The 25,202-nt window shown below is 59.8% G+C and carries 23 protein-coding genes; 12 read left to right on the plus strand and 11 right to left on the minus strand.

Annotated features, from left to right (window positions below; all coding sequences use genetic code 11):
• Together JNB91_RS22180 and JNB91_RS22185 are read right to left on the minus strand one after the other, a co-directional pair.
• Positions 1 to 984, minus strand: coding sequence for a phytanoyl-CoA dioxygenase family protein (locus tag JNB91_RS22180; RefSeq protein ID WP_220327660.1), 984 nt, complete (start codon positions 982 to 984; stop codon positions 1 to 3).
• Positions 985 to 1,335: 351 nt separating this feature from the next.
• Positions 1,336 to 2,223: a branched-chain amino acid aminotransferase gene (locus JNB91_RS22185; protein ID WP_220327661.1), complete on the minus strand. Its 888-nt coding sequence runs from the start codon at positions 2,221 to 2,223 to the stop codon at positions 1,336 to 1,338.
• 100 nt (positions 2,224 to 2,323) lie between these two features.
• Between JNB91_RS22185 and JNB91_RS22190 the strand changes: the two genes are divergently transcribed.
• The 5 genes from JNB91_RS22190 (at position 2,324) to JNB91_RS22210 (ending at position 6,909) form a co-directional block, all read left to right on the plus strand.
• Positions 2,324 to 2,557, plus strand: coding sequence for a hypothetical protein (locus JNB91_RS22190; protein ID WP_220327662.1), 234 nt, complete (start codon positions 2,324 to 2,326; stop codon positions 2,555 to 2,557).
• A gap of 176 nt (positions 2,558 to 2,733) precedes the next feature.
• Positions 2,734 to 3,456: a gamma-glutamylcyclotransferase gene (locus JNB91_RS22195; protein ID WP_223218312.1), complete on the plus strand. Its 723-nt coding sequence runs from the start codon at positions 2,734 to 2,736 to the stop codon at positions 3,454 to 3,456.
• A gap of 243 nt (positions 3,457 to 3,699) precedes the next feature.
• Positions 3,700 to 5,196, plus strand: coding sequence for a phospholipase D-like domain-containing protein (locus JNB91_RS22200; RefSeq protein WP_220327664.1), 1,497 nt, complete (start codon positions 3,700 to 3,702; stop codon positions 5,194 to 5,196).
• Between the two features lie 211 nt (positions 5,197 to 5,407).
• Positions 5,408 to 5,977, plus strand: coding sequence for a hypothetical protein (locus tag JNB91_RS22205; protein ID WP_220327665.1), 570 nt, complete (start codon positions 5,408 to 5,410; stop codon positions 5,975 to 5,977).
• 8 nt (positions 5,978 to 5,985) lie between these two features.
• The gene (locus tag JNB91_RS22210) at positions 5,986 to 6,909 is read left to right on the plus strand and encodes a hypothetical protein (RefSeq protein ID WP_220327666.1); all 924 of its coding nucleotides are present in this window, start codon (positions 5,986 to 5,988) and stop codon (positions 6,907 to 6,909) included.
• A gap of 40 nt (positions 6,910 to 6,949) precedes the next feature.
• Here the strand turns inward: JNB91_RS22210 and JNB91_RS22215 are convergent, their stop codons facing one another.
• Positions 6,950 to 7,843, minus strand: coding sequence for a LysR family transcriptional regulator (locus JNB91_RS22215; RefSeq protein ID WP_220327667.1), 894 nt, complete (start codon positions 7,841 to 7,843; stop codon positions 6,950 to 6,952).
• A 387-nt stretch (positions 7,844 to 8,230) separates the two neighbouring features.
• Between JNB91_RS22215 and JNB91_RS22220 the strand changes: the two genes are divergently transcribed.
• The 4 genes from JNB91_RS22220 to JNB91_RS22235 all read left to right on the plus strand — a co-directional run bounded on the left by JNB91_RS22220 (position 8,231) and on the right by JNB91_RS22235 (position 12,085).
• Positions 8,231 to 9,418: an MFS transporter gene (locus tag JNB91_RS22220; protein ID WP_220327668.1), complete on the plus strand. Its 1,188-nt coding sequence runs from the start codon at positions 8,231 to 8,233 to the stop codon at positions 9,416 to 9,418.
• 21 nt (positions 9,419 to 9,439) lie between these two features.
• Entirely contained in the window at positions 9,440 to 10,477 is a 1,038-nt protein-coding gene (locus JNB91_RS22225) for an aldo/keto reductase (protein ID WP_220327669.1), read from the plus strand.
• A 142-nt stretch (positions 10,478 to 10,619) separates the two neighbouring features.
• A complete protein-coding gene (locus JNB91_RS22230; protein ID WP_220327670.1) occupies positions 10,620 to 11,447 on the plus strand; it encodes an aldo/keto reductase in 828 nt (275 codons plus the stop codon).
• A gap of 89 nt (positions 11,448 to 11,536) precedes the next feature.
• Positions 11,537 to 12,085 carry an RES family NAD+ phosphorylase gene (locus JNB91_RS22235; protein WP_223218313.1) on the plus strand — a complete coding sequence of 183 codons (549 nt, stop codon included), beginning with the start codon at positions 11,537 to 11,539 and terminating at the stop codon, positions 12,083 to 12,085.
• Between the two features lie 399 nt (positions 12,086 to 12,484).
• Here JNB91_RS22235 and JNB91_RS22240 read toward each other — a convergent pair whose 3' ends face one another.
• Entirely contained in the window at positions 12,485 to 13,462 is a 978-nt protein-coding gene (locus tag JNB91_RS22240; RefSeq protein WP_220327671.1) for a YiiG family protein, read from the minus strand.
• A gap of 408 nt (positions 13,463 to 13,870) precedes the next feature.
• Here JNB91_RS22240 and JNB91_RS22245 point away from each other — a divergent pair, with 408 nt between their 5' ends.
• Entirely contained in the window at positions 13,871 to 15,796 is a 1,926-nt protein-coding gene (locus tag JNB91_RS22245; RefSeq protein WP_220327672.1) for a HAMP domain-containing methyl-accepting chemotaxis protein, read from the plus strand.
• Positions 15,797 to 15,881: 85 nt separating this feature from the next.
• Here JNB91_RS22245 and corA read toward each other — a convergent pair whose 3' ends face one another.
• The 5 genes from corA to JNB91_RS22270 all read right to left on the minus strand — a co-directional run bounded on the left by corA (position 15,882) and on the right by JNB91_RS22270 (position 20,676).
• A complete protein-coding gene (gene corA, locus JNB91_RS22250; RefSeq protein WP_220327673.1) occupies positions 15,882 to 16,919 on the minus strand; it encodes a magnesium/cobalt transporter CorA in 1,038 nt (345 codons plus the stop codon).
• A gap of 271 nt (positions 16,920 to 17,190) precedes the next feature.
• Positions 17,191 to 17,628, minus strand: coding sequence for a pseudoazurin (locus tag JNB91_RS22255; RefSeq protein WP_220327674.1), 438 nt, complete (start codon positions 17,626 to 17,628; stop codon positions 17,191 to 17,193).
• Positions 17,625 to 18,455: an ABC transporter ATP-binding protein gene (locus JNB91_RS22260; protein WP_220327675.1), complete on the minus strand. Its 831-nt coding sequence runs from the start codon at positions 18,453 to 18,455 to the stop codon at positions 17,625 to 17,627. Before JNB91_RS22260 ends, JNB91_RS22255 begins: the two co-directional genes overlap by 4 nt.
• A 13-nt stretch (positions 18,456 to 18,468) precedes the next feature.
• Positions 18,469 to 19,518, minus strand: a complete 1,050-nt coding sequence (locus JNB91_RS22265) for a FecCD family ABC transporter permease (RefSeq protein WP_220327676.1) — start codon at positions 19,516 to 19,518, stop codon at positions 18,469 to 18,471.
• A gap of 81 nt (positions 19,519 to 19,599) precedes the next feature.
• Positions 19,600 to 20,676 (minus strand): ABC transporter substrate-binding protein, encoded by a 1,077-nt coding sequence (locus JNB91_RS22270; RefSeq protein ID WP_220327733.1) that lies wholly within the window; start codon positions 20,674 to 20,676, stop codon positions 19,600 to 19,602.
• 479 nt (positions 20,677 to 21,155) lie between these two features.
• Here JNB91_RS22270 and JNB91_RS22275 point away from each other — a divergent pair, with 479 nt between their 5' ends.
• Complete coding sequence (locus JNB91_RS22275) at positions 21,156 to 21,692, plus strand: hypothetical protein (RefSeq protein ID WP_220327677.1); 537 nt, start codon at positions 21,156 to 21,158, stop codon at positions 21,690 to 21,692.
• Positions 21,693 to 21,729: 37 nt separating this feature from the next.
• On the opposite strand, the gene JNB91_RS22280 is transcribed toward JNB91_RS22275, so the two are convergent.
• Positions 21,730 to 22,119 carry a hypothetical protein gene (locus JNB91_RS22280; RefSeq protein ID WP_220327678.1) on the minus strand — a complete coding sequence of 130 codons (390 nt, stop codon included), beginning with the start codon at positions 22,117 to 22,119 and terminating at the stop codon, positions 21,730 to 21,732.
• A gap of 130 nt (positions 22,120 to 22,249) precedes the next feature.
• Entirely contained in the window at positions 22,250 to 23,242 is a 993-nt protein-coding gene (locus JNB91_RS22285; protein WP_220327679.1) for a YihY/virulence factor BrkB family protein, read from the minus strand.
• Between the two features lie 117 nt (positions 23,243 to 23,359).
• Here JNB91_RS22285 and JNB91_RS22290 point away from each other — a divergent pair, with 117 nt between their 5' ends.
• A complete protein-coding gene (locus tag JNB91_RS22290) occupies positions 23,360 to 24,940 on the plus strand; it encodes a helicase HerA-like C-terminal domain-containing protein (RefSeq protein WP_220327680.1) in 1,581 nt (526 codons plus the stop codon).
• The last annotated feature ends 262 nt before the right edge of the window (positions 24,941 to 25,202 follow it).

The following is a 25,202-nucleotide window of genomic DNA, read 5'->3' on the forward strand; positions in this document are numbered from 1 at the left end:
CTACCGCCGGATGACCGGCTCGCCGTGGAACCGACGGCGGGACGGTTTTGAGACGCCGAAGCCGACTTCCATCATCAGCCGTGGCTTTGTGACAGGCACCGTGCCCATGTGGAAGCCGAAGGGATCCTCGACGAAACCGGAGCCTGCCGGGCCGGTCAGCGTGACAGCCTGATCGGCACCGTAATAATCCAGCACTTCATCCGCCGGATGGCCGACCATGAGCGTATATTGGTGCTTGACCTTGCGCCTGTTGTGGCTGCCCTTGACGAAGACATGGGGGCCGGTGCCCTCATCGACATCGACGAGATTGAAGAAGAATTTCAGCATCCGCCAATCGTCGAGATCGAAATGGAACTTGTCGAGCGAGGCGAGGCTGCGATCGGCTTCCGTCGAGGCTTTGGTCGGAAAGCTCCACCAGATACGCGTGGTGATAAGCCGGGCGCTTGCACCGAGATAATGTTTTGCAACATCCTTCAACAGCGGGTCGGACTGAATGGCGCGGACACCGGCACTTCGCAGCGAACGCTCGAAGAAATGGCCGCTCAGCAGCGAGCGTTCAAATTTCTGTTCCGCTTCCCCATGCCGAGGAGCGACGAATTCGAGAGCGCGGTCGAAATTGCCGAAACAGGGCGTAATCCGGGCAAAATTGTAGATCTCCTGCTGGATCTGCGCCGGCATGCGCAGACCGGTGAAGATCCCGTCACTGCGCAAAGCATCCGCCACCGCCTGCGCGTCCAGCTTGCCGAACAGCGATGACTGCTGCTGTCCCGAAGGTGCGTATTTGTCAGACAGGGCCCAATGAATACGACGTCCGGGCATGGTGCGGGCAAGCACGAACATCGGCAGCCAGGCGGGATTTTCCTTCAAGTCGGCAAGATAGGTCGGGATCCGTACCGCCATGCGGCGCAAACGACTTCCACTGCGCGCCACAGCCTCAAGATTGTCCGGCTGCGATGCAGTCGATGGGGATGCGTCTACTGACATTGCCACTCCTTTTCCGGTCGGGGTTCCCAGGGAGAGAGGGATGCAGATAGGATCTGTAACCGATCACATTCTTTCGCCACTTTACGACGAAAATGGGCCGGTCGAAACATATACTTCCGCGAACGGAAAGCAATTAATCAAATTTTATGAATAAAATCAAACAATGCTTTACTGGTAGAAAGCATCACCCAAAAGAATGATGGAAATATACAAACATCTTCTTCCGAGCACTCTCGGTATTTGGAGCAGGCCTGACGATCGTTGAATTGCCAGACCTGCCCTAGCTCTTTGGGTTTACGCGATTGCGGACGCGAAGCAGCTTCCTACCTTCGCTGGAATTGCTTCATCAAATCAGGCGTCGTTGCGGCCGCCGGATCGAGCCCAGTCCATGTAGAGTTCGAGAGCCTTGCGGGCGACGGGACCTTCCTGCAGAGAGCGCTCCTCGAACTTCGTCACCGGGGCAATCTTGGAATAGTTGCCGGAGGTGAAGATCTCGTCGGCCTCGGCAAAATCCTTGACCGTCAGCGTCACTTCGCGAACCTCGAAACCGGCTTCGCGCAACAGACCGATGATGCGGGCGCGGGTGATGCCGGCAAGGAAAGTGCCGTTGGCGATCGGCGTCATGACCACGCCGTCCTTGACCATGAAGATGTTGGAGGATGCGGTCTCGGCGACATTGCCGTTCATGTCGAGAGCCAGCGCATTGTCGAAGCCGCGCGAATGGGCTTCGATGATCATACGGCCGCTATTGGGATAAAGGCAGCCGGCCTTGGCCATGGTCATGGCGACTTCCGGGCTCGGGCGGCGGTAAGGCGAAACCGTGAGCGAGGACGGCTTCGCCGTGCCCATCGGCGCTTCGAACAGGCAAAGGGCGAAGCGGGTCGATTCTCCATCGGGCGCGACAACGCTGTAGGAGGTCCCATGCTCGGCCCAGTACATAGGCTTGATGTAGATCGCCGTCTTGCCGTCGAACTTCTTGACGCCTTCGAGCGCCAGTGCTTCGATCTCTTCCGGCTTCATCGTCGGCTTCATGCCCATGTTGATCGCCGAACGGTTGACGCGCTGGCAATGCAGGTCGAGATCCGGCGAAATGCCGTCGAACCAGCGGGCGCCGTCGAAGACGGTCGAGGCAAGCCACATGGCGTGCGAGGTCGGGCCGATGAGCTTCGGATTGCCATCAATCCATTCCCCGTCCACATAGGTCCAGGTGGTTGAGCGGGGGGATGTATCGACGGCCATGATCAGTCTCCTTCAAAGCAGGCACGAAAAGTGGCGCGAATGAAGGCTTCCGGGGCTCGAAGGTCAAGCGATAATATGAAATGTCTCATCACAAGAATTGATGGATCACATCCCATTGTCGTCAGGGATTGCTATTTGGCTGGCTGGGTGTCGGCGGCTGACCGGTCAGCGGATTTTGCTGCGTGGGATCACCACCCTGCAAATGGCCACCGGCGGGGAAGCGATTGGCGTCATTCATCCAGATGATGCTCAAAACGCAGGCGACCAGAAGGGCAAGAACAAGGATAAACAGCCAGCGCAACGCGACACCTCTTCAATTTCATTCACGCAATAATATCGGATCGACATGATCCGTGATCTTTCATCAGAACAATCGGGCGTCTATGCGGCAAGGCGCATAAACATAGTGCGGCAATGCGTTGACACCTCGACGAAGGCGGCGCATTTTCCAGCCTTGCAATCATATTCCCTGCGCCGACGCCCATAATCGCCATGCCAAAATCGTCTCCTATGTCCCTGACCCAGCAGATGGTCGATCTCTGCTTTCGCGAGGAAGAAGATCCGGGCCTGCCGGCGGCATGGACGCCGCTTATGGATGAGGATTATCTGGCGCTGACGGAGCGTCTGCTGGAGGAAATCGGCGACGAGCCTTTATGGATCTTCGCCTATGGTTCGCTGATCTGGAAACCCGGATTCACGTCCGTCGCCTGCCAGCGTGCCACCGCCTATGGCTGGCACCGGTCGTTTTCGCTGCGCATCGAACGCGGGCGCGGCTCTCCCGCCCAACCGGGATTGATGATGATGCTGTCGCGCGGCGGCCGCTGCGACGGCGTGATCTATCGGGTGGCCGATCACGACAAGCGCGAACAGATCGACAAGGCGCTTCGCCGCGAACTCAGCAACAAGGACAGCCTGACGACGTTTCGCTTCCTGCCGGTCAGAACCGAGGACGGCGATACGATCCCGGCTTTGACCTTCTGGGCCGGCGGAGACAGCCCGCGGATCGTGCGCCCTCTCCTGCCGCTCGAAGACGTCGCCCCCATTCTGGCGCGCGCCTGCGGGCATCGCGGCTCCTGCGCCGAGTATCTCTACAACACCGTCGTGCATCTGGCCGAATTCGGCATTCGCGACCGCAATCTGTGGCGCCTGCAGGAGCTTGTCGCCCGGGAGGTCGAGGCGCTGCATGGCGCTGCCGCTCCACCACTGGACGGCACGTCTCCCTCAAATGGGTGAAGACGCCGCGTGGCGATCATGCTTGAAAGATGACGGGGCGCTGTCAGCCTCCACCTGCTGAATGACTGGCCCTCTCGCCAAACCTTTTTGAGGGGGGCACTCCACGAGAGGGCCAGCCATGCCGCAATATATACGAAGCTTATTATGCGCTTCCTCTTTGAAACACCGTAAAGCCCCCATAGAAGAGCCGTTCCATCGCCCTATATGCCCGTCCGGATCAACCTATGACGGAACAGACAGTCGATGCAGAGCATATTGAAGGAAGGTGAGACCTGCTGGCGGATCGCAAAGGCAGACCGGCTTTCAATCATTATCGACGCCGCCGACTTCTTTCGACACGCCAAGGACGCCATGGCCAGGGCGAAGCGCTCGATCTATCTGATCGGCTGGGATTTCGACACGCGCATCGACCTCATTCCCGGCAATGGTGATGACCGGCAGCGAAACCGGAAAAAGACCGACGAATTGCCCGACCAGCTCGGCAAGTTTCTCAACGCGATTGCTCGGCGCAACGAGGATCTCGATATCCGCATCCTCAAATGGGATATCGGGCTGATCAACTCGATCACCCGCGGCGAGACGCCGTTCTACATCCTCAAATGGATGTTCGACAAACGCATTCACCTGAAGCTCGACGGCGCGCATCCCCCGATTTCCTCGCATCACATGAAGCTGCTCGTTATCGACGACGAAGTGGCGTTCTGTGGCGGGATCGACATGACGGTCGGGCGCTGGGATACGCGCGACCATGCCGAGAACGAGAGCCTGAGGAAATCGCCGATGCGGTTTGCGCAAGGCCCCTGGCACGATGCAACGACCTGTCTTTCAGGCGAAGCGGCGCGGGCGCTGGGCGAAGTTGCGCGCAACCGCTGGAAGCTCGCGACCGCTGAAGACCTGCCCTCGCCGTCGGCGCTTTCGCAAGACGATACCCCTTGGCCCGACGGGCTGGAGGTCGGGTTTCGCGACATCTCGATCGGCATCGCACGCACCGCTCCCGAATATGACAAGCGCGAGCAGATCGTCGAGATCGAGACGGCGAAGCTTGCGATCATCGCGGCGGTCAAAAAGACGCTTTACGTCGAGAGCCAGTATTTCGCCTCGCGCCGGATCGCGGAGGCGATGGCCGAGCGTTTGAAGGAGCCGGACGGACCGGAGATCGTACTGATCAATCCGGAAGGCTGCGAGGGGTTTCTGGAAGCCAAGGCGATGGACAGTGCCCGCATCCGGCTGATGAAGCTGGTGAAGGAGGCTGATATCCATGACCGGTTCCGGCTCTATTATCCCGTCAACGCGGCGCGCACGCCGATCTATGTACATGCCAAGATGATGTATGCCGACGACCGGATCGTGAAGATCGGCTCGGCCAATCTCAACAACCGGTCAATGGGTTATGACACCGAATGCGACCTCATTCTTGAGGCTGCCGAAGGACAGACGGAGTTGACGGAGAAGATCATTTCTACCCGTGACGACCTGATCGCCGAGCATCTGGGACGGGATGTATCGGAAGTCTCGCAGACGATTGCGGCGCATGGCGGCTCGATCATCGGGGCGATAGAGGCGCTTAACCGCGAAGAAGGCCGCGGTCTGGTGCCGGTGCCGATGCGGGAACTGACGGCGGATGAGGAACTGATCGCGGAATCCGACATTGCCGACCCCGAACGGCCGGCAGGTGTGCGCTATCGCACTTCAAGCTTCCTCAAGCGCCGTTTCGGGCACAAGGTGAAGGCGGCGATCTGACACTTTTCCTAACGGCAACCGGCTCGCAGGGTAACTGCTGACCGTAGCGGTATCCATTCCGCATGCTGCCGTATGCCCCGACAATGTTCCATCCCCGGAGATATCTCGCCACTCCATCTCAGGCAACACGAGAGCGGCAATCATATTTGATCAGATGCTTATTGACTATCTGGTTGTTCTCGTCATTAAATGCAACCAAGGGTTAAGGGGAATGACAATGATTAAACCAATAGTACTGGTGTGCAGTCTGCTGCCTTGCGTTTTGAGTTCATGCGCCAACGTATCGGCCATTCCGGTCGAACCGGGTTCGAAGGTGCAGGGTATAAGAATATATGACGTCAAGCCATTACTCGTGGTCACGGGCACGTCCGTCACCCTTCTCATGGTTCCCAACTATAACCGCGCCTACGCGGTTCAGTTCAGTACATTCCTGGCGAAGCACGACTTCGAAGCGGATTTCAGCAACGGCTTCATGACGAAGATCCGCAGCAACCAGGACACGACAGCCGTAGCCACCGCGCTCATCAACGTCGTCCAGGAGGCCATCAAGACCGGAAATCCGATCGGCGATGCCTTCAGCGGCAAAACGGCCGGCGGCGCGGAGGAACGGTTCGGGGTCTATGACATCGTGTTTGACAACCACGGCAACCTGATCGGCCTTAGACCGCTCCTCGACAAGACGACCCTGATCAAGGTGCCAGCCTCTTCGGTGAGAGCGGTGCCCGGCTTTCAAAGCGGACAACCCGGCGCGGACAACCAGCCACGCGTAAACGCAAACTGAGGTGCGATATGCCCGACCCAAATCAGCTTACAGTCTGGGATATACGACGCTCAGCCCTCTCCCAATTCGATGATCTGATCATCAAGCAGAACGTCTCGCATATCACGATAGGACACAAACATACCGACGGGATTTGCACCCATGAAAAATCGCTGATCTTCTATGTCCGCGACAAGCAAGACGTTGCGCCAAATGAGACCATTCCGAAGACGATCGAGGCTAAGGCCAAGGACGACAGCCCGATCGGTGACATTCTGACCGATGTGCAGCAGGCGGGAGAAGCAGAACCATTCGGCTGGCGCTCAGGGCATATGATGCGAGGCTCCGACGACGATATCGGCGTCTGTGCCGTATCGTTCAGTGTGAGAGGTCAGAAATATCTCGTTACCAATGCTCACGTCGTCGTCGACGCTGCGAATGGAGGGATCGGAGGCCCTCCGGCGATTTTCAACCGCACAGACGGAAAATTCTATCAACTCGGCGCCATATTGAAGGCAACGACGCTTACTCGTGGCGCTGTAGCAACCTCGGATCTGGCGATTATCGAGGTTCCGCAGAACCACGTGGTCGACAGTTTCATGATCCTCGACACGCAGAATGATATCGACGCCATTGAGGGCATCGGCACGTTTGCGCAAAGCCAGTACTGGTACATGGTCAATGGGGTCCGCCACCATTGCAGCATGCCGGAACGAATTGTCGGGACCATGGGGATCATGGTCGACGGTGTCCTGATTAACTATTCCGAATTTTGGCAGTTGAAGATGAACCCACCGACCTCGGGCAAAGGACATTCCGGCGCCTTGCTTTGCCGCAGCCAGGGCGATGAAATCATCGCATGCGGGCTGGTTTTTGGAGGAATTCCGCAGACGCATGTCTTCGCGTTTCCGTTCAACAAGATGTGGCAGATGATACAGTCTGCCGTGGGGTAGCTCCGTTCTCGCGTCTCCCATTGCTCTGAAACAAAAGGCATCAGAGCCTTTCGGCGAGGAAATCGATGAAGGCGCGGATGCGGACGGCCAGATGTTCATGGCCGGCGTAAACCGCGTGGATTTCCTCGATGTCTTCCGGGTTGAAATCCTCCAGGATCGGCACGAGACGGCCAGCCTGGATGTCCGGTTCGACATGGAAACGCCCGACGCGGCCGATGCCGATGCCGTCTACGCAGAACTGGCGGATGATCGAGCCGCTCGACGCCTTCAGATTGCCGGATACGGGGCGCAGGTCCATCTTGCCGGTCGCCGGGTCGCGAAAAGGCCAGCCTTCGACGGCGCGGCGGAAATTGAAGTTGATGCAGTTGTGGCGGTCGAGCTCAGAGGGGATTTTCGGCAGGCCGTGCCTTTCGATATAGGCGGGCGAGGCCATGACCACTTGCCGGCTCTGGCCGATCTTGCGGGCCATCAGAGTTGAATCGCGCAGCGGCCCGTGGCGGATGGCGATATCGACACGCTCGCGGATGAGATCGACGGTATCATCGGTCAGCGTGATGTCGAGCTGGACTTCGGGGAAAAGCGCCAGGAATTCGCCCGCAAGCGGCAGGATGTAGCGCTCGCCAAAGGCGACCGAGGCATTGACCGACAAGGGACCGCGCGGCAGTGCCCGCCCGCCGCCGGAGACGATTTCTTCCGTATCGGCGATCTCGGCGAGGATGCGTGAGGCGCGCGCAAGATAGGTCTCGCCTTCCGGGGTCAGCTGCAGCAGGCGGGTGGAGCGGACCACCAGCCGGGTGCCCAGCCGGTCCTCCAGTCGGGTAACGAGCTTGCTGACGGCCGATGGCGACAGTTTCAGCTTTCTGCCTGCCGCCGAGAAGCTTTTCAGCTCGGCGGCGAGCACGAAGACTTCCATTTCTCCGGCGCGGTTGTCCATCAGTATTCCTGCTTTCGATTTTCTGTTTCAACCAGCATGCGGAGCTACCCCCCTCTGCCCTGCCGGGCATCTCCCCCACAGGTGGGGAGATCGGCTGGGAAGAACGCTCCCCACCCTACATTCCGCGTTGCATTCCGGGCGCCCGACAACTGCAGGTCAGCGATGAATGGCGATCGTGCCGCCTGCTGATCTCCCCCCTTGTGGGGGAGATGCCCGGCAGGGCAGAGGGGGGTGTGGCTCGCTTCTCAAACTCACCTGTGACTTCATTTCACAAATCATTATCCATCTATGCCGCTACACAGGCAAGTGTCTGGCGACGATATTGCGACGCATCGAATGATCTTCCCTTGGTTCCTCCCCCCAAGGGATCAGGACAAGGATACCCCAATGCCTCTCGCTCTCTACGCGTTGACGGCCGGCGCCTTCGGCATCGGCGTCACGGAATTCGTCATCATGGGTCTGCTGATAGATGTCAGCAAGGATCTCGGCGTCTCGATCTCCGCCGCCGGCCTCTTGATTTCCGGCTATGCGCTCGGTGTCGTCATCGGCGCGCCGATCCTCGGCGCCATTTCCGGCAAGTGGTCGAAGAAGACCCTGCTGATGGCGTTGATGGTGGTGTTCACCATCGGCAATCTCGCCTGTGCGCTCGCCCCCGATTACTGGACGCTGATGGCGGCCCGCGTGCTGACCGCGTTCGCGCATGCCTCCTTCTTCGGTGTCGGTTCGGTGGTTGCCACCAGCCTCGTTGCGCCGAACAAAAAGGCGTCGGCCATCGCTATCATGTTCACGGGTCTGACCGTCGCCAACATTCTCGGCGTGCCGTTCGGCACATGGCTGGGCCAAGCCTATGGCTGGCGCTCGACCTTCTGGGCGGTGACGTTGATCGGCATCGTTGCCCTTGCCGTGATCGCACTGCTCGTCCCCAAGGATAAGGCTTCCGATGCGCAGGAAGAAGGCTCGCAAGGCGTCGCCGCCGTGCTTGGCCGTCGCTCGGTCATTCTCGGCCTGTTGACCACCGTGCTTTCCTGGGTGGGCGTGTTTGCCGGCTTTACCTATATCGCGCCTATCCTCACCGAGATCACCGGCTTTTCCGCAGCCGCCGTCTCGCCGATCCTGCTCGTCTTCGGCGGTGGTCTCGTGGTCGGCAATCTCTTCGGCGGCTGGCTGGCTGACCGTCACCTGATGCCGACGATCATCGGCAGCCTGATCGCGCTTTCCGTCGTGCTTCTGGCGATGACCGCGACCATCCACCAGCCGGTGCTGGCGGTCATTTCCATCGCGCTCTTCGGCGCTGCCGCCTTCGCCACGGTTGCACCGCTGCAGATGTGGGTGCTGGCCAAGGCCGAAGGTGCAGGCCAGGGCCTCGCCTCGTCCTTCAACATTGCCGCCTTCAACCTCGGCAATGCGATCGGCGCCTGGCTCGGCGGTGCCGTCATCGACCATGGCCCCGGTCTTGGTGGCGTCACCTTCATCGCCGGTCTGGTTCCGATCGCAGCCCTTGCCGTGGCGCTGATTGCAATCCGCCTGGACAGGAAAGAAGGCCTGCGCGAAGCCCGGCTTTCACCCGCCGAATAACCGCCAAGAAGGATACCGGTCATGGACTATCGCACACTTGGAAAATCCGGCCTGAAAGTGCCGGTCCTCGCCTTCGGAGCCGGCACGTTCGGCGGCTCCGGCCCGCTGTTCAGCGCCTGGGGCAATACTGATGTAGAGGAAGCCCGCCGCCTCGTCGACATCTGCCTCGAAGCCGGCGTCAACCTGTTCGACACGGCGGACGTCTATTCGAACGGCGCATCTGAAGAGGTGCTGGGACAGGCGATCAAGGGTCGGCGCAAGGACGTGCTGATCTCCACCAAGGCCAGCCTGCCGACCGGCGACGGGCCGAACGACTGGGGTTCGTCGCGATCCCGGCTGATCGGTGCGGTCGAAAGATCGCTGAAGCGGCTCGGCACCGACCATATCGACATCTTCCAGCTGCATGCCTTCGATGCATCGACGCCCGTTGAAGAAGTGGTCTCGACGCTCGACCAGCTCGTTCACGACGGCAAGCTGCGCTATATCGGTGTTTCCAATTTCTCCGGCTGGCAGATCATGAAATCGCTGGCGGCGGCGGAGAAGAACGGTTGGACGCGCTATGTCGCCAACCAGGTCTATTATTCGCTGATCGGCCGCGATTACGAATGGGACCTGATGCCACTCGGTGAAGACCAGGGCCTCGGTGCACTGGTGTGGAGCCCGCTCGGCTGGGGCCGGCTGACCGGCAAGATCAGCCGATCCAAACCGATCCCCGCGGGCAGCCGCCTGCACGAGACGGCAAGTTTCGGACCACCGGTGGAGGGCGAGTATTTCTACCGGGTGATCGACGCTCTGGAAGAGGTTGCGGCGGAAACGGACAAGACCGTACCGCAGGTGGCGATAAATTGGCTGATCTCTCGGCCGACCGTGTCTTCCGTCATCATTGGCGCCCGCAACGAGGAACAACTGAGACAAAATCTCGGTGCGGTGGGCTGGTCGCTGACGAAGGAGCAGATCGCCAAGCTGGACGCGGCAAGCGCTGTGACGGCGCCCTATCCGCATTTTCCCTATTACCGGCAGGAGGGATTTGCCCGGCTCAACCCACCGATCATCGGCTGATCCTCTCAACGGGAGCAACCGGTTTTCGCGAAATATTGCAATTGATCCATCCGTCAAACGGCCCATCTAAAGTGGGTCTCATTTCCGGCCCGGCCCGCTTTTCACCTATCACGGCCGGGCCTGCCTTTCCAAAGGAGTTATCATGTTCGACGTCAGCGCAAACGGCGCAAATATCCCCGCCCTCGGTTTCGGCACCTTCCGCATGCCGGATGCCGATGTGCATCGCATTCTGCCGGAAGCCCTGAAGCTCGGCTTCCGCCATGTCGATACCGCGCAGATCTACAAGAACGAGGCGGCTGTCGGCGATGTCCTGAAATCCTCGGGTATTCCCCGGCAGGATATCTTTCTCACCACCAAGGTCTGGGTCGATCGTGTCGGCCACAAGGATTTCATCGCCTCGGTGGATGAAAGCCTGACCAAGCTGAAGACCGATCATGTCGATCTTCTTCTCTTGCACTGGCCGCAGAGCGAAATGCCCCTCGCTGACCGGATCGGCGCGCTGAACGAGCTTCGCAAGGCCGGCAAGGTGAAGAATATCGGCGTCTCCAACTTCTCCACCGCGCTGATGGCGGAAGCGGTAAAACTGTCGGACGCACCGATCGTCAACAACCAGGTCGAATATCACCCCTATCTCGACCAGACCAAGGTTTTGGCCGAAGCGGCCAAGACCGACATGTCGGTGACCGCCTATTACCTGATGGCCGATGGCGCGGTGCCGAAGGACGAGGTGCTGAAGGATATCGGGGCCAAGCATGGCAAGACCGCAGCACAGGTCGTGCTGCGCTGGGCCGTGCAGCAGAAGGGCGTGATCGCGCTGTCGAAGACGGCGACGGAAAGCCGCCTGCCGGAAAACTTCGACATCTTTGATTTCGCCCTGTCGGAAGAGGAAATGGCTCAAGTCCATAAGCTCGCCCGCCCGGACGGCCGGATCGTCAATCCGGGCCATCTGGCGCCGGAATGGGATAAGTGATCCGCAGTACAAATCAGGATTGAAGAAGACGGGCTCCAGAGAGAATATCTCTGGAGCCTTTCTACATCGATCAGCCACGGAGCCGACGGATGAAGTTAGATAAAGAGCCCGATTTGGCGCTTGAGGATGACGCACCGGACCTAAGCCAGCCACCATGGCCCGATATGCTTGCAACTGTGCCGGTTCGATCTGGAGCGCATCCGCTCCTGCGTCGGGTGGAAGGCCGTTTCTTCCGTTCGGTGCCGGCGAGCCGGCTGGACAACATTCTCGATCCGCCCGATCCGAAAAGCGCCGGCCGCTATCATCGCCCCGGCGAGAGTATCCTCTACACCAGCGCGACATTCGAATCGGCAGTCGCGGCGATCTCGGGCTATATGAGCCAGGACGGCATGCCTCGGATGATGGTGCCGCTCCGGATCAGCGAAGCCTTCGTGCTCGACCAGCATGATGAAGAAGCCTGCAAGGTATTCGGCATCGAGAGAGATCTTTCCAACGAGCCGTGGCAGGCAGCGCTTGCGGAAGGTCGCGAACCGGCTTCGTGGCGGAATGCCGATATCGCCCGCGCCTCGGGCGCAGACGGGATCATCGACCGATCCCGCAAGATGCCGGGAGCATGGCATCTCAACCTGTTTTACTAGAACGAAAGCGGTGGCCCGAAAGTCGAGATATGCGGCGAGCCGGTCGAAATCATCCCATCGGCTGACGGTCCGACATGGGATCGGAGCCGGACAGGCTGAAACGAGGAACTTTTTTCAAGCGGCTTCCGGAGTTCGAGCCGGGGGTGGAATAGGAGGCGCATGCGGCGCGTTACCCCCTTCTGCCCTGCCGGGCATCTCCCCCACAAGGGGGGAGATCCGCTGGGCGCACTGCCCTGCCTCGATCAAATTCAGCCATGGAAGAGACCACTGCTTTCGGGCTTCTTTCTTGAGCGCTCCGGCTCGGGCGATGAACAAGCCGCTTGTAATCTCCCCCCTTGTGGGGGAGATGGCCGGCAGGCCAGAGGGGGTGCCGGCCATTTCCAATCTCGCTTGATCTACTCAATCCTTGGCAAAGGTCGTCGCCGTCTGCGAGGTCGTCACCATGGTGTTATAGTCCGAGACGATCCATTCGATATCGCTGCCGCCGGCCTTGCGGGCGTCGCCCTTGACCTTGCGAAGCTGCTCGTCGAGATCGCGCAGCTTGGAGAGAAGCGAGGCCGGGCGGCTTTCGAAGACATGGAAACTATCCGGGTGGTCGATGGCATAGTCGTCGAACGCGCGCACCGCACCCGCATAGGCATCGAGCTCGCCCTTGAACACGGCCATATCGACGATCGGCTTCTCATTGTCCGGCATCAGGTCCATCATCGCTTCGGCGCGGATCATGACATTGCGGACATGCCAGCGGGATTTCCTGCCCTCGGCCTGTTCGAGCGCATCGAGAGATGCACGGTCGAGCTTCACCTTTTCCGACCGCAATGTCAGGTCGGCAGTCTCGCGACGCTCCTGATAGGTTGGAGCAAGAGCCGCGATATCCTTATGGAAAGCCCTGGCGCCTTCCATCTTGTCCGATTTATAGTCGAGCCGCTCGTAATACTTGTTGGCTTTTTCGACGACCGGTGCCAGCTTCTGGTAGACCTCGACATAGGCAAGCATGGCGGCGTCGAGTTCCGGCATTTTCGGTTTAGCCCTCGCGGCTTCCTCGACTGCTGCGATCTCATCGCGCACGTCGTAAAGCGAATAAAGCCCGTAGATGACCCTCTCCTTGCCTGTTGGCCCCTGTTTCATGTCGACCCAGCTCTCATAGCGCTGGAGCGATTCGGAGGCTCGAATGGAGCGGTTGAGGAATTCGACATAGGCATTCATCTTGCCAATCGCATCGTCGGAGAGATCGGCTTGCACCTCACCCGCTGAGCCCGCGACTGCTGCAGATTGGGCAAATGCAGGTGTGCCGGAAAGAACCGGCGCGATGGTCGGAACCTGCAGCAAAAGCGAAACCGCGGCGACGGCAAACGCCCTCGACGTGAAAATGCGCATTCTGATTACCCCCGAAGACATCAAATTATTAACTGTTTGAATTTGATGTTTGAACCGCGAAGGTCAACTGCGAAAAATCGCAGTTTGTGCGCTTTTGCAGGATGGCGAAGGGTTGGCCCCCTTGTCAAACAAGCCGTTTACCAACCTCCACTTGCGCCTCCAGGTTCGTTCAACTTTGTTTCCTGAGAAATATTCAGCTTTTCAACGAATTTTCCGATTCCTGCGCATTTGATTAAATTGCGATTAAGCAAGATTGCCATAGCGTGCGCCCAAGCCCATGACAGGCCCGCATGACAGCCCAGCCCGCGCCTTCCCGGCCTCCGATAGCGACCACTCGTGCCTCCTCCATTCTGCCCGATCTTCCCAAGGCGACCTGCGTCCACGCGGTCCATTCTCACGGTGTATGCTATGAGTTTTCTTTCAAACGCGAAAATTAGAACCAAGATACTGTCCCTGATCATTCCGGTCTGTCTGATCGGCGTGGCCGGTATCGGCGCTGCCGCCTACAGCTTCAAGCAGGCGGACAAGCAATATACGTCCTTCATTGCAGAAGACAGTGTCGCAGCGACCCAGGTCTCTCGCGCTTCCACCTCGATGAACTCGGTCGCCTATAGCGCGTATCAGTTGACCGTCTACCCGCAGGGTTCCGCCTTCCGCGCCGTGGCGCAGAAGAATTACGAAAGCGGCAAGAAGGTCATCGGCACGCTGCTCGGCTCGGCCAAGCAGCTTATCCCGGAACAGGCCAGCGATCTGTCCGCGTTCGAAACCCGCGCGCTCGCAATCATGGCGATGACCGACAAGGCCGTCGCGCTGACTGAGCAGGGCCAGATGCAGGATGCCCAGGCCGTGCTTGCCCAGGTCGATCCGGACATCGCCAAGATCCGCGATGATTTCAAGGATTGGAACGTCGCCAATACGAAGACGGTCCTCGACAACAGCGCCGCGATCACCGCACAGATCAACTCGACCCTCATCACGCTGATCACGACGCTCGGCCTGCTGTTTGCCGCTGCGATCGCGGCGTCGCTGTTCGTTGCCTCGCGCGGCATTTCGGGCCCGATCGACATGCTGCGCCAGCGTATGGCGTCGCTCGTCGGCGGTCAGACGAAACAGGAAGTTCCGGGCCTCGGCCGCAAGGACGAAGTGGGCCAGATGGCCGAAGCTGTTGCGGTGTTCCGCGACAATGCGATCGAACGCATCAAGCTTGAGGAAGAGGCCCGCGCCAACCGCAGCCTTTCCGAACAGGAACGCGCCGCCCGCGAAGAGCAGAAGGCGAAGGAAGCCGCCGACGTAAAGTTCGCAGTCGACAACCTTGCAAGCGGCCTGTCGCATCTTGCCGACGGCGACCTTGCTTACCGGATCGGCCAGCCCTTCACCGAAACGCTCGACGGCGTACGCCATAACTTCAACGCCTCGGCCGACAAGCTGCAGACCGCCATGCGCGGCGTTGCCCAGAATGCCCGCGGTATCGATGCCGGTGCCAACGAGATCAAGTCGGCTGCCGACGATCTGGCCAAGCGTACCGAACAGCAGGCCGCAGCGCTGGAAGAGACCGCTGCAGCGCTGGAGCAGATCACCACCACGGTGAAGGACGCCGCCAAGCGTGCGTCGGAAGCCGGTTCGCTTGTCGCCCGTACCCGTCAGGGTGCGGAAAAATCCGGCGAGATCGTCCAGACCGCTGTCCAGGCGATGGAGGAGATCGAAAAGTCTTCGGGCGAGATCGGCAACATTATCGGCGTGATCGACGATATCGCCTTCCAGACCAACCTGCTTGCTCTCAACGCCGGTGTCGAAGCTGCGCGTGCCGGTGAAGCCGGCAAGGGCTTTGCGGTCGTTGCACAGGAAGTGCGCGAACTCGCTCAGCGCTCTGCCAATGCGGCGAAGGAAATCAAGGCGCTGATCACGACGTCGAACGAGCAGGTTCGCAACGGCGTGGACCTGGTCGGACAGACGGGCAAGGCGCTGCAGACGATCGTCGGCGAAGTTCAGGAAATCAACCGCAACGTCGCGGCGATCGTGGAATCCTCGCAGGAACAGTCGTCGGGTCTCCAGCAGATCAACACGGCCGTCAACCAGATGGACCAGGATACGCAGAAGAACGCGGCGATGGTGGAAGAATCCACCGCCGCCAGCCACAGCCTGGCGCGCGAAGTCGCCTCGCTGAACTCGCTGCTCGCCCAGTTCAAGCTGGCAGACGGCCATGCCCCGGCAGCCGTTCGTCCGGCAGCGCGGAACGATGCACCGGCCGCTTCGCCGGCCCGGTCGCTCGCCCGCAAGGTTGCAGGCGCGTTTTCCGGCAATGCTGCCGTGGCGCAGAACTGGGAAGAATTCTGAGCTGCACCGAAGCAGCCAACCGAAACCTGAAACGGGCGGAGCAGCAATGCTCCGCCCGTTTCGTTTTGCTGATCCTGCCTGAAGATTACAGCCAGCCCTTGCGCTTGAAATAGAGGTAGGGCACGGCCATCGAGAAGATCATCAGGCCGATGGCCGAATGGTAGCCATATTGCCATTGCAGCTCCGGCATGGCGGCGAAGTTCATGCCGTAGACGGAGGCGACCAGCGTCGGCGGCAGGAACATGACCGAGGCGACGGAGAAGATCTTGATGATCTGGTTCTGCTCCAGATTGATCAGGCCGAGCGTCGCGTCGAGCAGGAAGTTGATCTTGTTCGACATGAAGGCAGAGTGATCGCCAAGCGAAGTGGCATCCCGCTGCAGCAGCTTCAGCCGCTGGCGGACTTCCTTCGACAGTTTGCGATCGACGCCATCGAGCGCCGCATAATAGGCGACGACGCGGGAGACGCTGACGAGGCTTTCGCGCACAACGGTGATGAACTCTCCCTTCTGGCCGATGGCCTGGATGAGTTCCTGCAGGTCACGCTGCTTCTTGTTGGCCTTTGCCGCCTTGGCCTGGAACACATCCCGCGAGATCTGGTCGATATCGGCGCCGAGCCGTTCCAGCGTATCGGCCATGCGGTCGATGATCGCCTCGATCAGGCCGCTCATGATCAGCTCGCCGGTGGCCGTATGGGTGCCGAGACCGTTTGCCTTGCGGGCACGGGCCATGAAGGCATCGAAAGGACGTGGTTCGGCATGGCGGACGGTGACGAGGATCTGCCCCTTGATGATGAAGGTGACCGGCACCTTGATCGGCGTGCCGGCATCGGGACGCGTCAGCACCGTCATGGTCATGAACTCTGCGCCGTCCTCCTGATAGAGACGGGCGGAAAGCTCGATATCCTCCATCTCGTCCATGGTCGGAACGACGAGGCCGAGACATTGTCCGACTTCACGCTCCTCTTCGGCCGTCGGGCTGATCAGGTCGTACCAGACGATGGAAGGGGCTTTTACGGCAGGCGTGGCATCGGTCTGCTGCGCAACGGTATTTGTACCTTCGGACGGTTCGTCGAAGGCTGCGGGCACAAGGCGGTCAAGGTCATAGGCGTGGATGCGCAGCATGACGGCTCCTTTTCGGACCAGTTGGTCCCCGGAGCGCATCACCGAGAAAACGGATCAGAGCCCCGAAGCGGCAGGTCTATCTGTTGACGTCGAACTTCGACTGTCGGGGTTCATCTCGGTTGTCCTTTGAAAGAGCGACGCCCGGACGGGCCGTCGCTTCGAGGCTCACATGGGCCTGTTGGCAAGGAAAGTCAATGGCTTCCTTAAGTAGCACCCACAAAGATAAATGCCCGGCCGGAACCGGGCATTCGGATGCGAATCGGCGACCGTTTTATTCGGTGACCTGACCGAGATAGGCGTCGAGACGCTCCTTCTTCATCACCAGCTTGGAGCGCAGCTTTGCCGCCTTTTCCTTGACTGCTTCGAGGTTTTCCGGCTTGCCGACCTGAACCACGCCGATCATCGCCATCATCAGATGCGGCGGGCAATAATAGAGGTAGACACCCTCCTTATCGACGGTCACCTTGTATTCCTCATCCAGCTTGCTCTTCCAGGGTGCCGCACCTTCCGGGATGGCAAAGGACTGGACGTTGTGGCTGGAATTCTGCGGCACGAAGGTGATCGTGTCGCCGATCTCGGCCTTCACATAGGCCGGCTCAAACACCATGCTGCCGTCCGTGCCGAAATTCAGCATTTTCACCGTGTGATCGGCCGCCATCAGGGGCGAAGAGACGAGCGCGGCGGCAAGCGCCAGGGCGACGGATTTCATGCAAGCATTCCTTCGTTTGCAGGGGAGATTTCATCTTCGGAGGAGATTTCGTGGATATTGCCAAGCGGCTGGACGACAGGGTTGCCACGGCGGTCATGCAGCACCTCGACATGGATGCCGTAGGTCTCGTGCACGAGATCGGGGGTCATGATCTGCTTCGGCGGGCCAGAGGCCTTAAGCGTGCCATCGGCGATCACCAGAAGATTGTCGGCATACTGGCAGGCGAGATTGAGATCGTGCAGGACGACCAGCGTCGCCCAGCCATTGGCACGGGTTTCCCGGCGCACGACATCGAGAAGGGCTACCTGATGTTTCAGGTCGAGAGCGCTCACCGGCTCGTCGAGCAGCATGACCTTCGGCTGGCGCATCAGCACCTGGGCGAACAACACCATCTGCCTTTGGCCGCCGCTCAACGAGGCGATATCGCGACCGGCGAGATGGCCGATGCCGGCCTGGTTGAGGCGGTCCATGGCCATTTCCAGCGTTTCGTCATCGATATGCAGCGAGAGCTTTCCCAGCCGTCCGAGGACAACGACTTCGAGCACCGTCAGCGCCACGTCGGCGCCGGTATCCTGCGGCATGTAGGCGATGTGTTCACGCCAGTCGGAAAGCCGTTTGCGGCCTGTTGCGGAGATCGTCTTGTTTTCAATGCGCACGACACCCTTGTCGATCGGCAGGTCGCCGAAGATGGCGCGCAAAAGCGTCGTCTTGCCGGTGCCGTTGGGGCCGATGATGGCGTGGATCCTGCCGCCTTCGAGCCGCGTGCTGACGCCGCGAACGATGGTCTGGCCGCCGCGTTTGACGGAGAGGTTTTCGATCTCGATCATGTGCGTTTCCCCCTCATGTGCGTTTCCGGGGTGCGAAGATCAGCCAGAGCAGGAAAGGCACGCCGACAATGGCGGTGACGATGCCGACCGGAAAGAGCGCGCCCGGGATGATCGACTTCGACAGGACAGAAGCGGCCGACAGCATCAGCGCGCCTGATATGACCGACATCGGCAGGAAATAGCGCTGGTCTTCCCCCACCGTCATGCGGGCAATATGCGGGGCGACGAGGCCGATGAAGCCGATGACGCCGACGAAACTGGTGGCGGTCGCGGTCATGATTGCGACGATGACCAGCACTTTCATGCGCAGGAAACGGACATTGACCCCAAGGCTTGCGGCCCGCATTTCGCCCATGCGCAGGGCGGCGAGTTTCCAGGAGTCGGCCATTAGAACGATGCAGCAGACGAGCGTGACGATGGCGGTCAGCGTCAGCGTCGGCCAGGTGGCCTTGGTTAGGCTGCCGAACAGCCAGAACAGGATCTGCTGCGACAGTTCCGGCGACGAAAGGAACTGGATCAGCGACAGGAGCGACTGGAACAGGAAGAGCAACGCAATACCGCCGAGGATGATCGTTTCGGTGTTCATCCGTCGCATGGAGGCGAGCATGAACAGGAAGAAGGCGGCGAGCATGGAAAAGACGAAGGCGCCGAGCGGCACGGCGATCATGGCCGAGAGGCCAAGCCCGCCGACAGCGAGAACCAGTGCCGCGCCAAAGCCTGCGGCAGCGGCCATGCCGAGCGTATAGGGGCTGGCCATCGGGTTGTTGAGGATGGTCTGCATCTGCGCGCCGCCCGCGCCAAGGGCTGCACCGACAACAAGCGCCATCAGCGCCATGGGCAGGCGCAGCGAGCGGACGATGGAATCGGTCATCGGCGCGCGGTCGCCCAATCCGGTCAGGGAGCGTAGCACTTCTGCCGGCGACAGCATGGAGGGGCCGGTGGCGATATCGAGCACGAAGCTTGCCGCCATCAGCGCCAGGAAAAGGAGCACGGTGCGCCAGCGGCGGCGCTCGCGGGCGCGATGGGCGCCGATCGCTTCGGCATTGCTAGTCGGGATTGTCATGTCTTTGATGTCGCCTCAGCCGGAAACGGGTGGAAGACGCCGGCCGAAGCCTCGCGCCTTCCGTCAGTCTTGGGAGACCAATCAGTCCTTCACGGAGATTGCGAAGGTGCCTTCCGGCTGCACCGGCAGGTATTTTGCGTAATAGGCATGGTAGTTGGCGATCGGATCGACATCGGCGAACTGCTCCGGATAGAGCTGCTTGGCGATGTACTGGACCATGGCGAAATCGGAGAGCGTACGGGACGCGCCCTGATAGACACCGAAGAGCTTGCCGTTCTTGACGGCCGGCAGCTGGTCCCAGCCCTGGCGGGTTTCGAATGCCTTGAGCTTGGTGCGGGCTTCGTCAGCCTTCACGCTCTGGCCCATCGGCAAAGCGGTATCGCTCTTGTTGTTTTCGCGGCCGGAAATGAAGATCGCGTCCGGTACCGAGGCCAAGACCTGTTCCGGGTTGATCGGGCCCCACCATTCGACAAACGGTGCTGCGATATTGTCTGCGCCAGCGGCGGTCGACATGGCGCCCCACATGTTCTTGCCATAGGTGAAGGAATATTCGGCCGGGCCTTTGTTGCCGAATTCGACATAGACCTTTGGCTTGGCGGCGCCGGCCTTGGCAACGCGATTGGAGACATCCTTCAGGGCGCCGGAATAGAAGTCGGCGATTTCCTTGGCGCGAGCTTCCTCACCCGTCAGGGTGCCGAGAACGAGCGTCGAGGCAACGTGGCGGTCCACCGTCTGGGCGTTGTAATCGACGACCACGACCGGGATGCCTTCTTCCTCGATACGATCCGCATCAAGGCCGAGCGCCTTGTACTGCCAGTCGGCAAGGATGACGAGATCGGGGTTGAGGCTCAGGAGCTTTTCGACCGAGAAGGTCTGGGCTTCGACTTCGCCGACATCAGGGATGTCCTTCAGCGAGGCGCGGTGGGCGGTGTGCATGTTCCAGTTTGCCGGAACCCAGCCTTCCCAGGCTTCGCGGGAAATGCCGACGACCTGATCGTAAGCCTTTTCACCGCCAACTGCCATGTAGTCTTCAAAGTAAAAACCGACGACAACGCGCTTTGCCGGCAGATCAACCTTTACTTCGCGACCGATCACGTCGGTGATCGTCTTTTCTTCGGCAAAAGCCGTGCCCGAAAAAAGAGCAGCCGAAATTGACATCGCGCAAGCTGCGATGCGGACACCTAAATTGTTGGAAATCATGAATGTATTCCGATTTGAGTTGCCTATTCGACGTATTAAAGCTGAAAATAAGAGTCAAGTTATTGTGCGCAAAAAATAGGCCTGATGAGACAAAAATACGCAGAATCCCAGAAGGGCATGTGGCTAAGTATAAGTTCTTGTTAAGTCTAATGCCGGCCTAGGGAAAACAGATATTCGACATATTGCAAATTAGATCAACCTAATATACATTTAACTATCGCCATTTCCCAGATCACCCGGCGATGGTCCGAAGCATATCTTCGGCCGGGCATACCCCTGCCCAAATCGCGTGGCATTCCCCCGATTGGCCACACGACAAAAAGCCGCCGGCACATGACCGGCGGCTTTTTTGCTTTTCCTGTAGCGGTCGAAAAGCCCAATGGATTGAATGACTCACTTATGCGACAACTACGACCACTTCAAACTTTGTGTGATCGATGACTACGGCTGGCTTTCAGAACCATATTCAAGATCGGCTTGATGTGCTTGTCGGCCTGCAACTCAGCATCGCTCGCGATGCACTGGACATGAAAATGTTCCACTTCGGTGAGATCTCGCCATTACCATCCGGCAAAGGTTCGGTAGGCACCTATGCCCTGCATGTTCAATGTCCTTGGAGAATCGTATCCGAGAACATGATCTTGACCGGATCATTCGATCGTTATGAGCCGGCCCGGGACGATAAAGAAGCAGATGGGGAGGACGAACGTTCACGTACGCTTCAACACGCCCGACTCTTCCATATCCTGCAAGGGTATGACGAAGCCACACGAAGCATTGTAAATTCGACCAATGGCCTTGTCGTCAGATCCATCAAGGTTGATGGATTTGGTGGAATGGATCTATCGCTGTCCGGCGGATACAGTCTTCAGCTCTTTCCAAGTGGTGCCAGTAGTGAGCATTGGCGTTTCTTCAGGACGGGAGGCGGGCCACATCTCGTCGTCGAAGCCGGGCGCGCGGAAGAGGTCGATTAGAGGCCGCCTAAATTGCGGGCGGCCTCTCATAAAAAGGTCAGACGAACTGCGACAGGCCCGGCACGGAGGCGATGACCGTATCGACCACTTCGTCGCCGGCATGTTCGCGGGCGACCGCCATGGTTTCCTTGGCGAGCGCGGTGATCTCACCCATGCCGAGCCCCTGCGCCATCAGCTGCTGGCCCAGCGCCATGACGCCGCCGCCGAAGCTGGCCATCAGGCCGCCGAGCAGACCGCCGCCGCCTGAACCTTCACCGTTGAACTGGGCGACCAGCTCCGGCGCGCCGGGGATTGCCTCGATCATCCGCGCGACAGCTCCGTCATCGGCCTCGCGCTGCAGGAAGCCGAGCATCATGCCGATCGCCTTTTCAGCCACATCCGGCGTGATGCCGACGCTATCTGCGACGCGGGAAACCAGTTCGTTCATCAGGACATCTCCTCAAATTCTGACGTTAACGTCAAAGTAATACACACTTGTCCAGCACAAGGCCAGCGTTTGAGACAGTGTTATTCACGGGCGGGCGAGCACAAGGCAAGCCGATAATCGTGATTGCCGCTCAATCGCTCGGCTTGCCCACCGTATCGGCCATATAGGCTCCACGCTCTCCCATCGGGCGCGGTCTTCCCGTCGTCGAATCGCGCGCCGTCTGATGTTCCAGTTCGGCGTTTATCTCGGCGCCGACGATGACGATGATGGCGGAGATCCATGTCCAGACCATGAAGCCGATCAATGCCCCGAGCGTGCCGTAGGTGGCATTGTAGTTGGCAATATTGGAGAGATAGAAGGAGACGCCCAGCGAGGCGGCGAACCAGAGAAGCGTCGAGAAGACCGCGCCCCAGGTGAGCCAGCGGACCTTTGCCGGCTCGCGGCTGGGGCCGAAACGATAGAGCGCCATGATGCCGATGCCGACAAAGACCATCATGACCGGCCAGCGGGCGAAACGGATGATCATTTCCGCCCAGCGATCCAGCCAGAGATAATTGAGCACGGCCGGCACGATACCCATTGCAAACAGGATGACGATGGCAATGACGAAGGCGCCAAGCGTGAAGGCGAGCGAGGCGAGGTTGAGACCTAAAATGCTGCGTTTCTCCTCTTCCCGGTAGGCGACATTCATCGCTTCGAACAGGGCCTTGATGCCGTTGTTGGCGCTCCACAGGGCCAGCGCCAGACCGCCAACCAGACCTGCCGACAGGGTGGCGCCGCGCTCGGCCGACAGCGCTCTCACCTGATCGAGGAAAATGTTGAGCGCATCCACCGGCATGATGGAGCCGAGCGAAGCGATGCGATCCGCGATCGCCGCCGGATCTGCCAGCAGGCCGTAAAGCGAGACGAGAACGCTGGCGGCGGGAAACAGGGCGAGCAGAAGATAATAGGTGACGCCTGCCGCAATCAGTGAAACCCGATCCTCGGTTACGGCGGCAAAGACGCGCCAAAAGACATCCTTCAAGCCGCGGGTCGGAATTTCGGCCGGCGTGTCGGCATGCCTGCCGCGATCTTTCCCAGGTCGATCAACCCCATTTTCCGGCACCGCGCCATTGATCGTCATCTGGCCCTCGCTTTCCTATGCTCTCATCCGGCCAAGACCTCGGGAAACCGTTGCCGCCCGGAAAAGCCCGTCTTATAAGTATTTGAGAACAAACGCCGCGAGGGAGCGCATAGTTGCATGACGGACGAGACGGGTAAGCTCTTCATCGGCGGCAGCCGCAAGCCGGACGACACGCTGAACAAGGCCGAATATCTGGACCTGAAATTCGGCAACCGCCACGGCCTGGTGACCGGGGCGACGGGCACCGGCAAGACGGTGACGCTGCAGGTTCTGGCGGAAGGTTTTTCCAAGGCAGGCGTTCCGGTTTTCGCCGCCGACATCAAGGGCGACCTTTCGGGCGTCGCGGCCAAGGGAGAATCCAAGGACTTCCTGTTGAAGCGCGCCGAGCAGATCGGCTTTCAGGATTACGATTTCGAACAGTTTCCGGTGATTTTTTGGGACATCTATGGCGAAAAGGGCCATCGGGTGCGCACCACGATCGCCGAGATGGGACCGCTTCTGCTCGCCCGGCTGATGAACGCGTCGGAACCGCAGGAAGGCGTGCTCAACATCGCCTTCAAGCTGGCCGACAAGGGCGGCCTGCCGCTCCTCGACCTGAAGGACCTTACCTCGCTGCTCAACTACATGGCGGAGAATGCGACCGAGCTTTCCAAGGAATTCGGACTGATCTCCAAGGCCTCGGTCGGCTCGATCCAACGCGCACTTCTGGTGCTGGAACAGCAGGGTGCGGAACATTTCTTCGGCGAACCGGCACTGAAGATCACCGACATCATGCGGGTGAACCCTAATAACGGTTATGGCCAGATTTCCATTCTGGCGGCCGATAAGCTGATGATGAACCCGCGGCTTTACGCGACCTTCCTTCTGTGGCTGCTCTCGGAACTGTTCGAGGAACTGCCGGAAGTGGGCGATCCGGACAAGCCGAAACTGGTGTTCTTCTTCGACGAGGCGCATCTGCTGTTCGATGAAGCCCCGAAGATTTTGATCGACCGGGTGGAGCAGGTGGTGCGCCTGATTCGCTCCAAGGGCGTCGGCGTCTATTTCGTTACCCAGAACCCGCTCGACGTGCCGGAAACGGTGCTGGCGCAGCTCGGCAACCGGGTGCAGCATGCGCTGCGCGCCTATACGCCGCGCGAGCAGAAGGCGGTGAAGACGGCGGCCGATACATTCCGCCCCAATCCGGATTTCGACTGCGCTACCGCAATCACCCAACTCGGCACCGGCGAAGCGCTGGTTTCGACGCTGGAAGCAAAGGGCGCACCGTCGATGGTGGAACGCACCCTGATCCGCCCACCCTCCGCCCGGATCGGGCCGCTCACCGATGCCGAGCGGCAGGGGATCATGGACCGCAGCCCGGTCCTCGGCGTCTATGACGAGGATATCGATCGCGAAAGCGCCTTCGAGATCCTCGCGTCCCGCGCCAAGCAGGCCGCCGATGCGGCAGCCGCCAGAAACGCGCAGGACGAACTCGACCCTGCACCTCCAGCCGGTTCCGGCGAGACAACCGGCTGGACCCTGCCGGGCTTCGGCGGCGGCAATGACGATCAGGATCAGCAGCGTGGTCGCAAGACGGTCGGCCGGTCGGGCTACCAGCGCGAGACGATCGTTGAAGCGGCAATGAAGAGCGTGACGCGGACAGTCGCAACCCAGCTTGGCCGGGCGCTGGTGCGCGGGATCCTGGGGAGCTTGAAGCGGTAGGACGACCGCGCTCACTAAAGCGCGTCGCGATCTTTCAGATTCGCTTGCCGCGCTTTAGTTCTTTGTTTTTGCGCATGTCTCCCGAAACCGATGACCACTTTCGGGAGACATGCTGTAAAACGTCAGACATGATGCGCAGGGCAAATCCCGCTCTGGCCTGCCGGCCATCTCCCCCCCCCCCCCGGCTAGGGGGGAGAAAATTCGCGGCAAACTCCTGCCGTGCTTTGGTTTCAACGCCTTGGCCAGGTTAAGCCCTCCCCCT

It is taken from the genome of Aliirhizobium wenxiniae, assembly GCF_019511445.1.
In the GTDB taxonomy this organism is placed as follows: domain Bacteria; phylum Pseudomonadota; class Alphaproteobacteria; order Rhizobiales; family Rhizobiaceae; genus Neorhizobium; species Neorhizobium wenxiniae_A.

Excerpts from the sequence above, each read along its gene's own strand:
- JNB91_RS22200 (WP_220327664.1), top strand. The coding sequence starts at position 3,700 with ATGCAGAGCATATTGAAGGAAGGTGAGACCTGCTGGCGGATCGCAAAG.
- JNB91_RS22240 (WP_220327671.1), bottom strand. The coding sequence starts at position 13,462 with ATGCGCATTTTCACGTCGAGGGCGTTTGCCGTCGCCGCGGTTTCGCTT.
- JNB91_RS22225 (WP_220327669.1), top strand. The coding sequence starts at position 9,440 with ATGGACTATCGCACACTTGGAAAATCCGGCCTGAAAGTGCCGGTCCTC.
- JNB91_RS22230 (WP_220327670.1), top strand. The coding sequence starts at position 10,620 with ATGTTCGACGTCAGCGCAAACGGCGCAAATATCCCCGCCCTCGGTTTC.
- JNB91_RS22235 (WP_223218313.1), top strand. The coding sequence starts at position 11,537 with ATGAAGTTAGATAAAGAGCCCGATTTGGCGCTTGAGGATGACGCACCG.
- JNB91_RS22265 (WP_220327676.1), bottom strand. The coding sequence starts at position 19,518 with ATGACAATCCCGACTAGCAATGCCGAAGCGATCGGCGCCCATCGCGCC.
- JNB91_RS22255 (WP_220327674.1), bottom strand. The coding sequence starts at position 17,628 with ATGAAATCCGTCGCCCTGGCGCTTGCCGCCGCGCTCGTCTCTTCGCCC.
- JNB91_RS22220 (WP_220327668.1), top strand. The coding sequence starts at position 8,231 with ATGCCTCTCGCTCTCTACGCGTTGACGGCCGGCGCCTTCGGCATCGGC.
- JNB91_RS22260 (WP_220327675.1), bottom strand. The coding sequence starts at position 18,455 with ATGATCGAGATCGAAAACCTCTCCGTCAAACGCGGCGGCCAGACCATC.
- JNB91_RS22280 (WP_220327678.1), bottom strand. The coding sequence starts at position 22,119 with ATGAACGAACTGGTTTCCCGCGTCGCAGATAGCGTCGGCATCACGCCG.
- JNB91_RS22190 (WP_220327662.1), top strand. The coding sequence starts at position 2,324 with ATGGATCACATCCCATTGTCGTCAGGGATTGCTATTTGGCTGGCTGGG.
- JNB91_RS22205 (WP_220327665.1), top strand. The coding sequence starts at position 5,408 with ATGACAATGATTAAACCAATAGTACTGGTGTGCAGTCTGCTGCCTTGC.
- JNB91_RS22275 (WP_220327677.1), top strand. The coding sequence starts at position 21,156 with ATGACTACGGCTGGCTTTCAGAACCATATTCAAGATCGGCTTGATGTG.
- JNB91_RS22180 (WP_220327660.1), bottom strand. The coding sequence starts at position 984 with ATGTCAGTAGACGCATCCCCATCGACTGCATCGCAGCCGGACAATCTT.
- JNB91_RS22215 (WP_220327667.1), bottom strand. The coding sequence starts at position 7,843 with ATGGACAACCGCGCCGGAGAAATGGAAGTCTTCGTGCTCGCCGCCGAG.
- corA (WP_220327673.1), bottom strand. The coding sequence starts at position 16,919 with ATGCTGCGCATCCACGCCTATGACCTTGACCGCCTTGTGCCCGCAGCC.
- JNB91_RS22245 (WP_220327672.1), top strand. The coding sequence starts at position 13,871 with ATGAGTTTTCTTTCAAACGCGAAAATTAGAACCAAGATACTGTCCCTG.
- JNB91_RS22185 (WP_220327661.1), bottom strand. The coding sequence starts at position 2,223 with ATGGCCGTCGATACATCCCCCCGCTCAACCACCTGGACCTATGTGGAC.
- JNB91_RS22285 (WP_220327679.1), bottom strand. The coding sequence starts at position 23,242 with ATGACGATCAATGGCGCGGTGCCGGAAAATGGGGTTGATCGACCTGGG.
- JNB91_RS22290 (WP_220327680.1), top strand. The coding sequence starts at position 23,360 with ATGACGGACGAGACGGGTAAGCTCTTCATCGGCGGCAGCCGCAAGCCG.
- JNB91_RS22270 (WP_220327733.1), bottom strand. The coding sequence starts at position 20,676 with ATGTCAATTTCGGCTGCTCTTTTTTCGGGCACGGCTTTTGCCGAAGAA.
- JNB91_RS22195 (WP_223218312.1), top strand. The coding sequence starts at position 2,734 with ATGTCCCTGACCCAGCAGATGGTCGATCTCTGCTTTCGCGAGGAAGAA.
- JNB91_RS22210 (WP_220327666.1), top strand. The coding sequence starts at position 5,986 with ATGCCCGACCCAAATCAGCTTACAGTCTGGGATATACGACGCTCAGCC.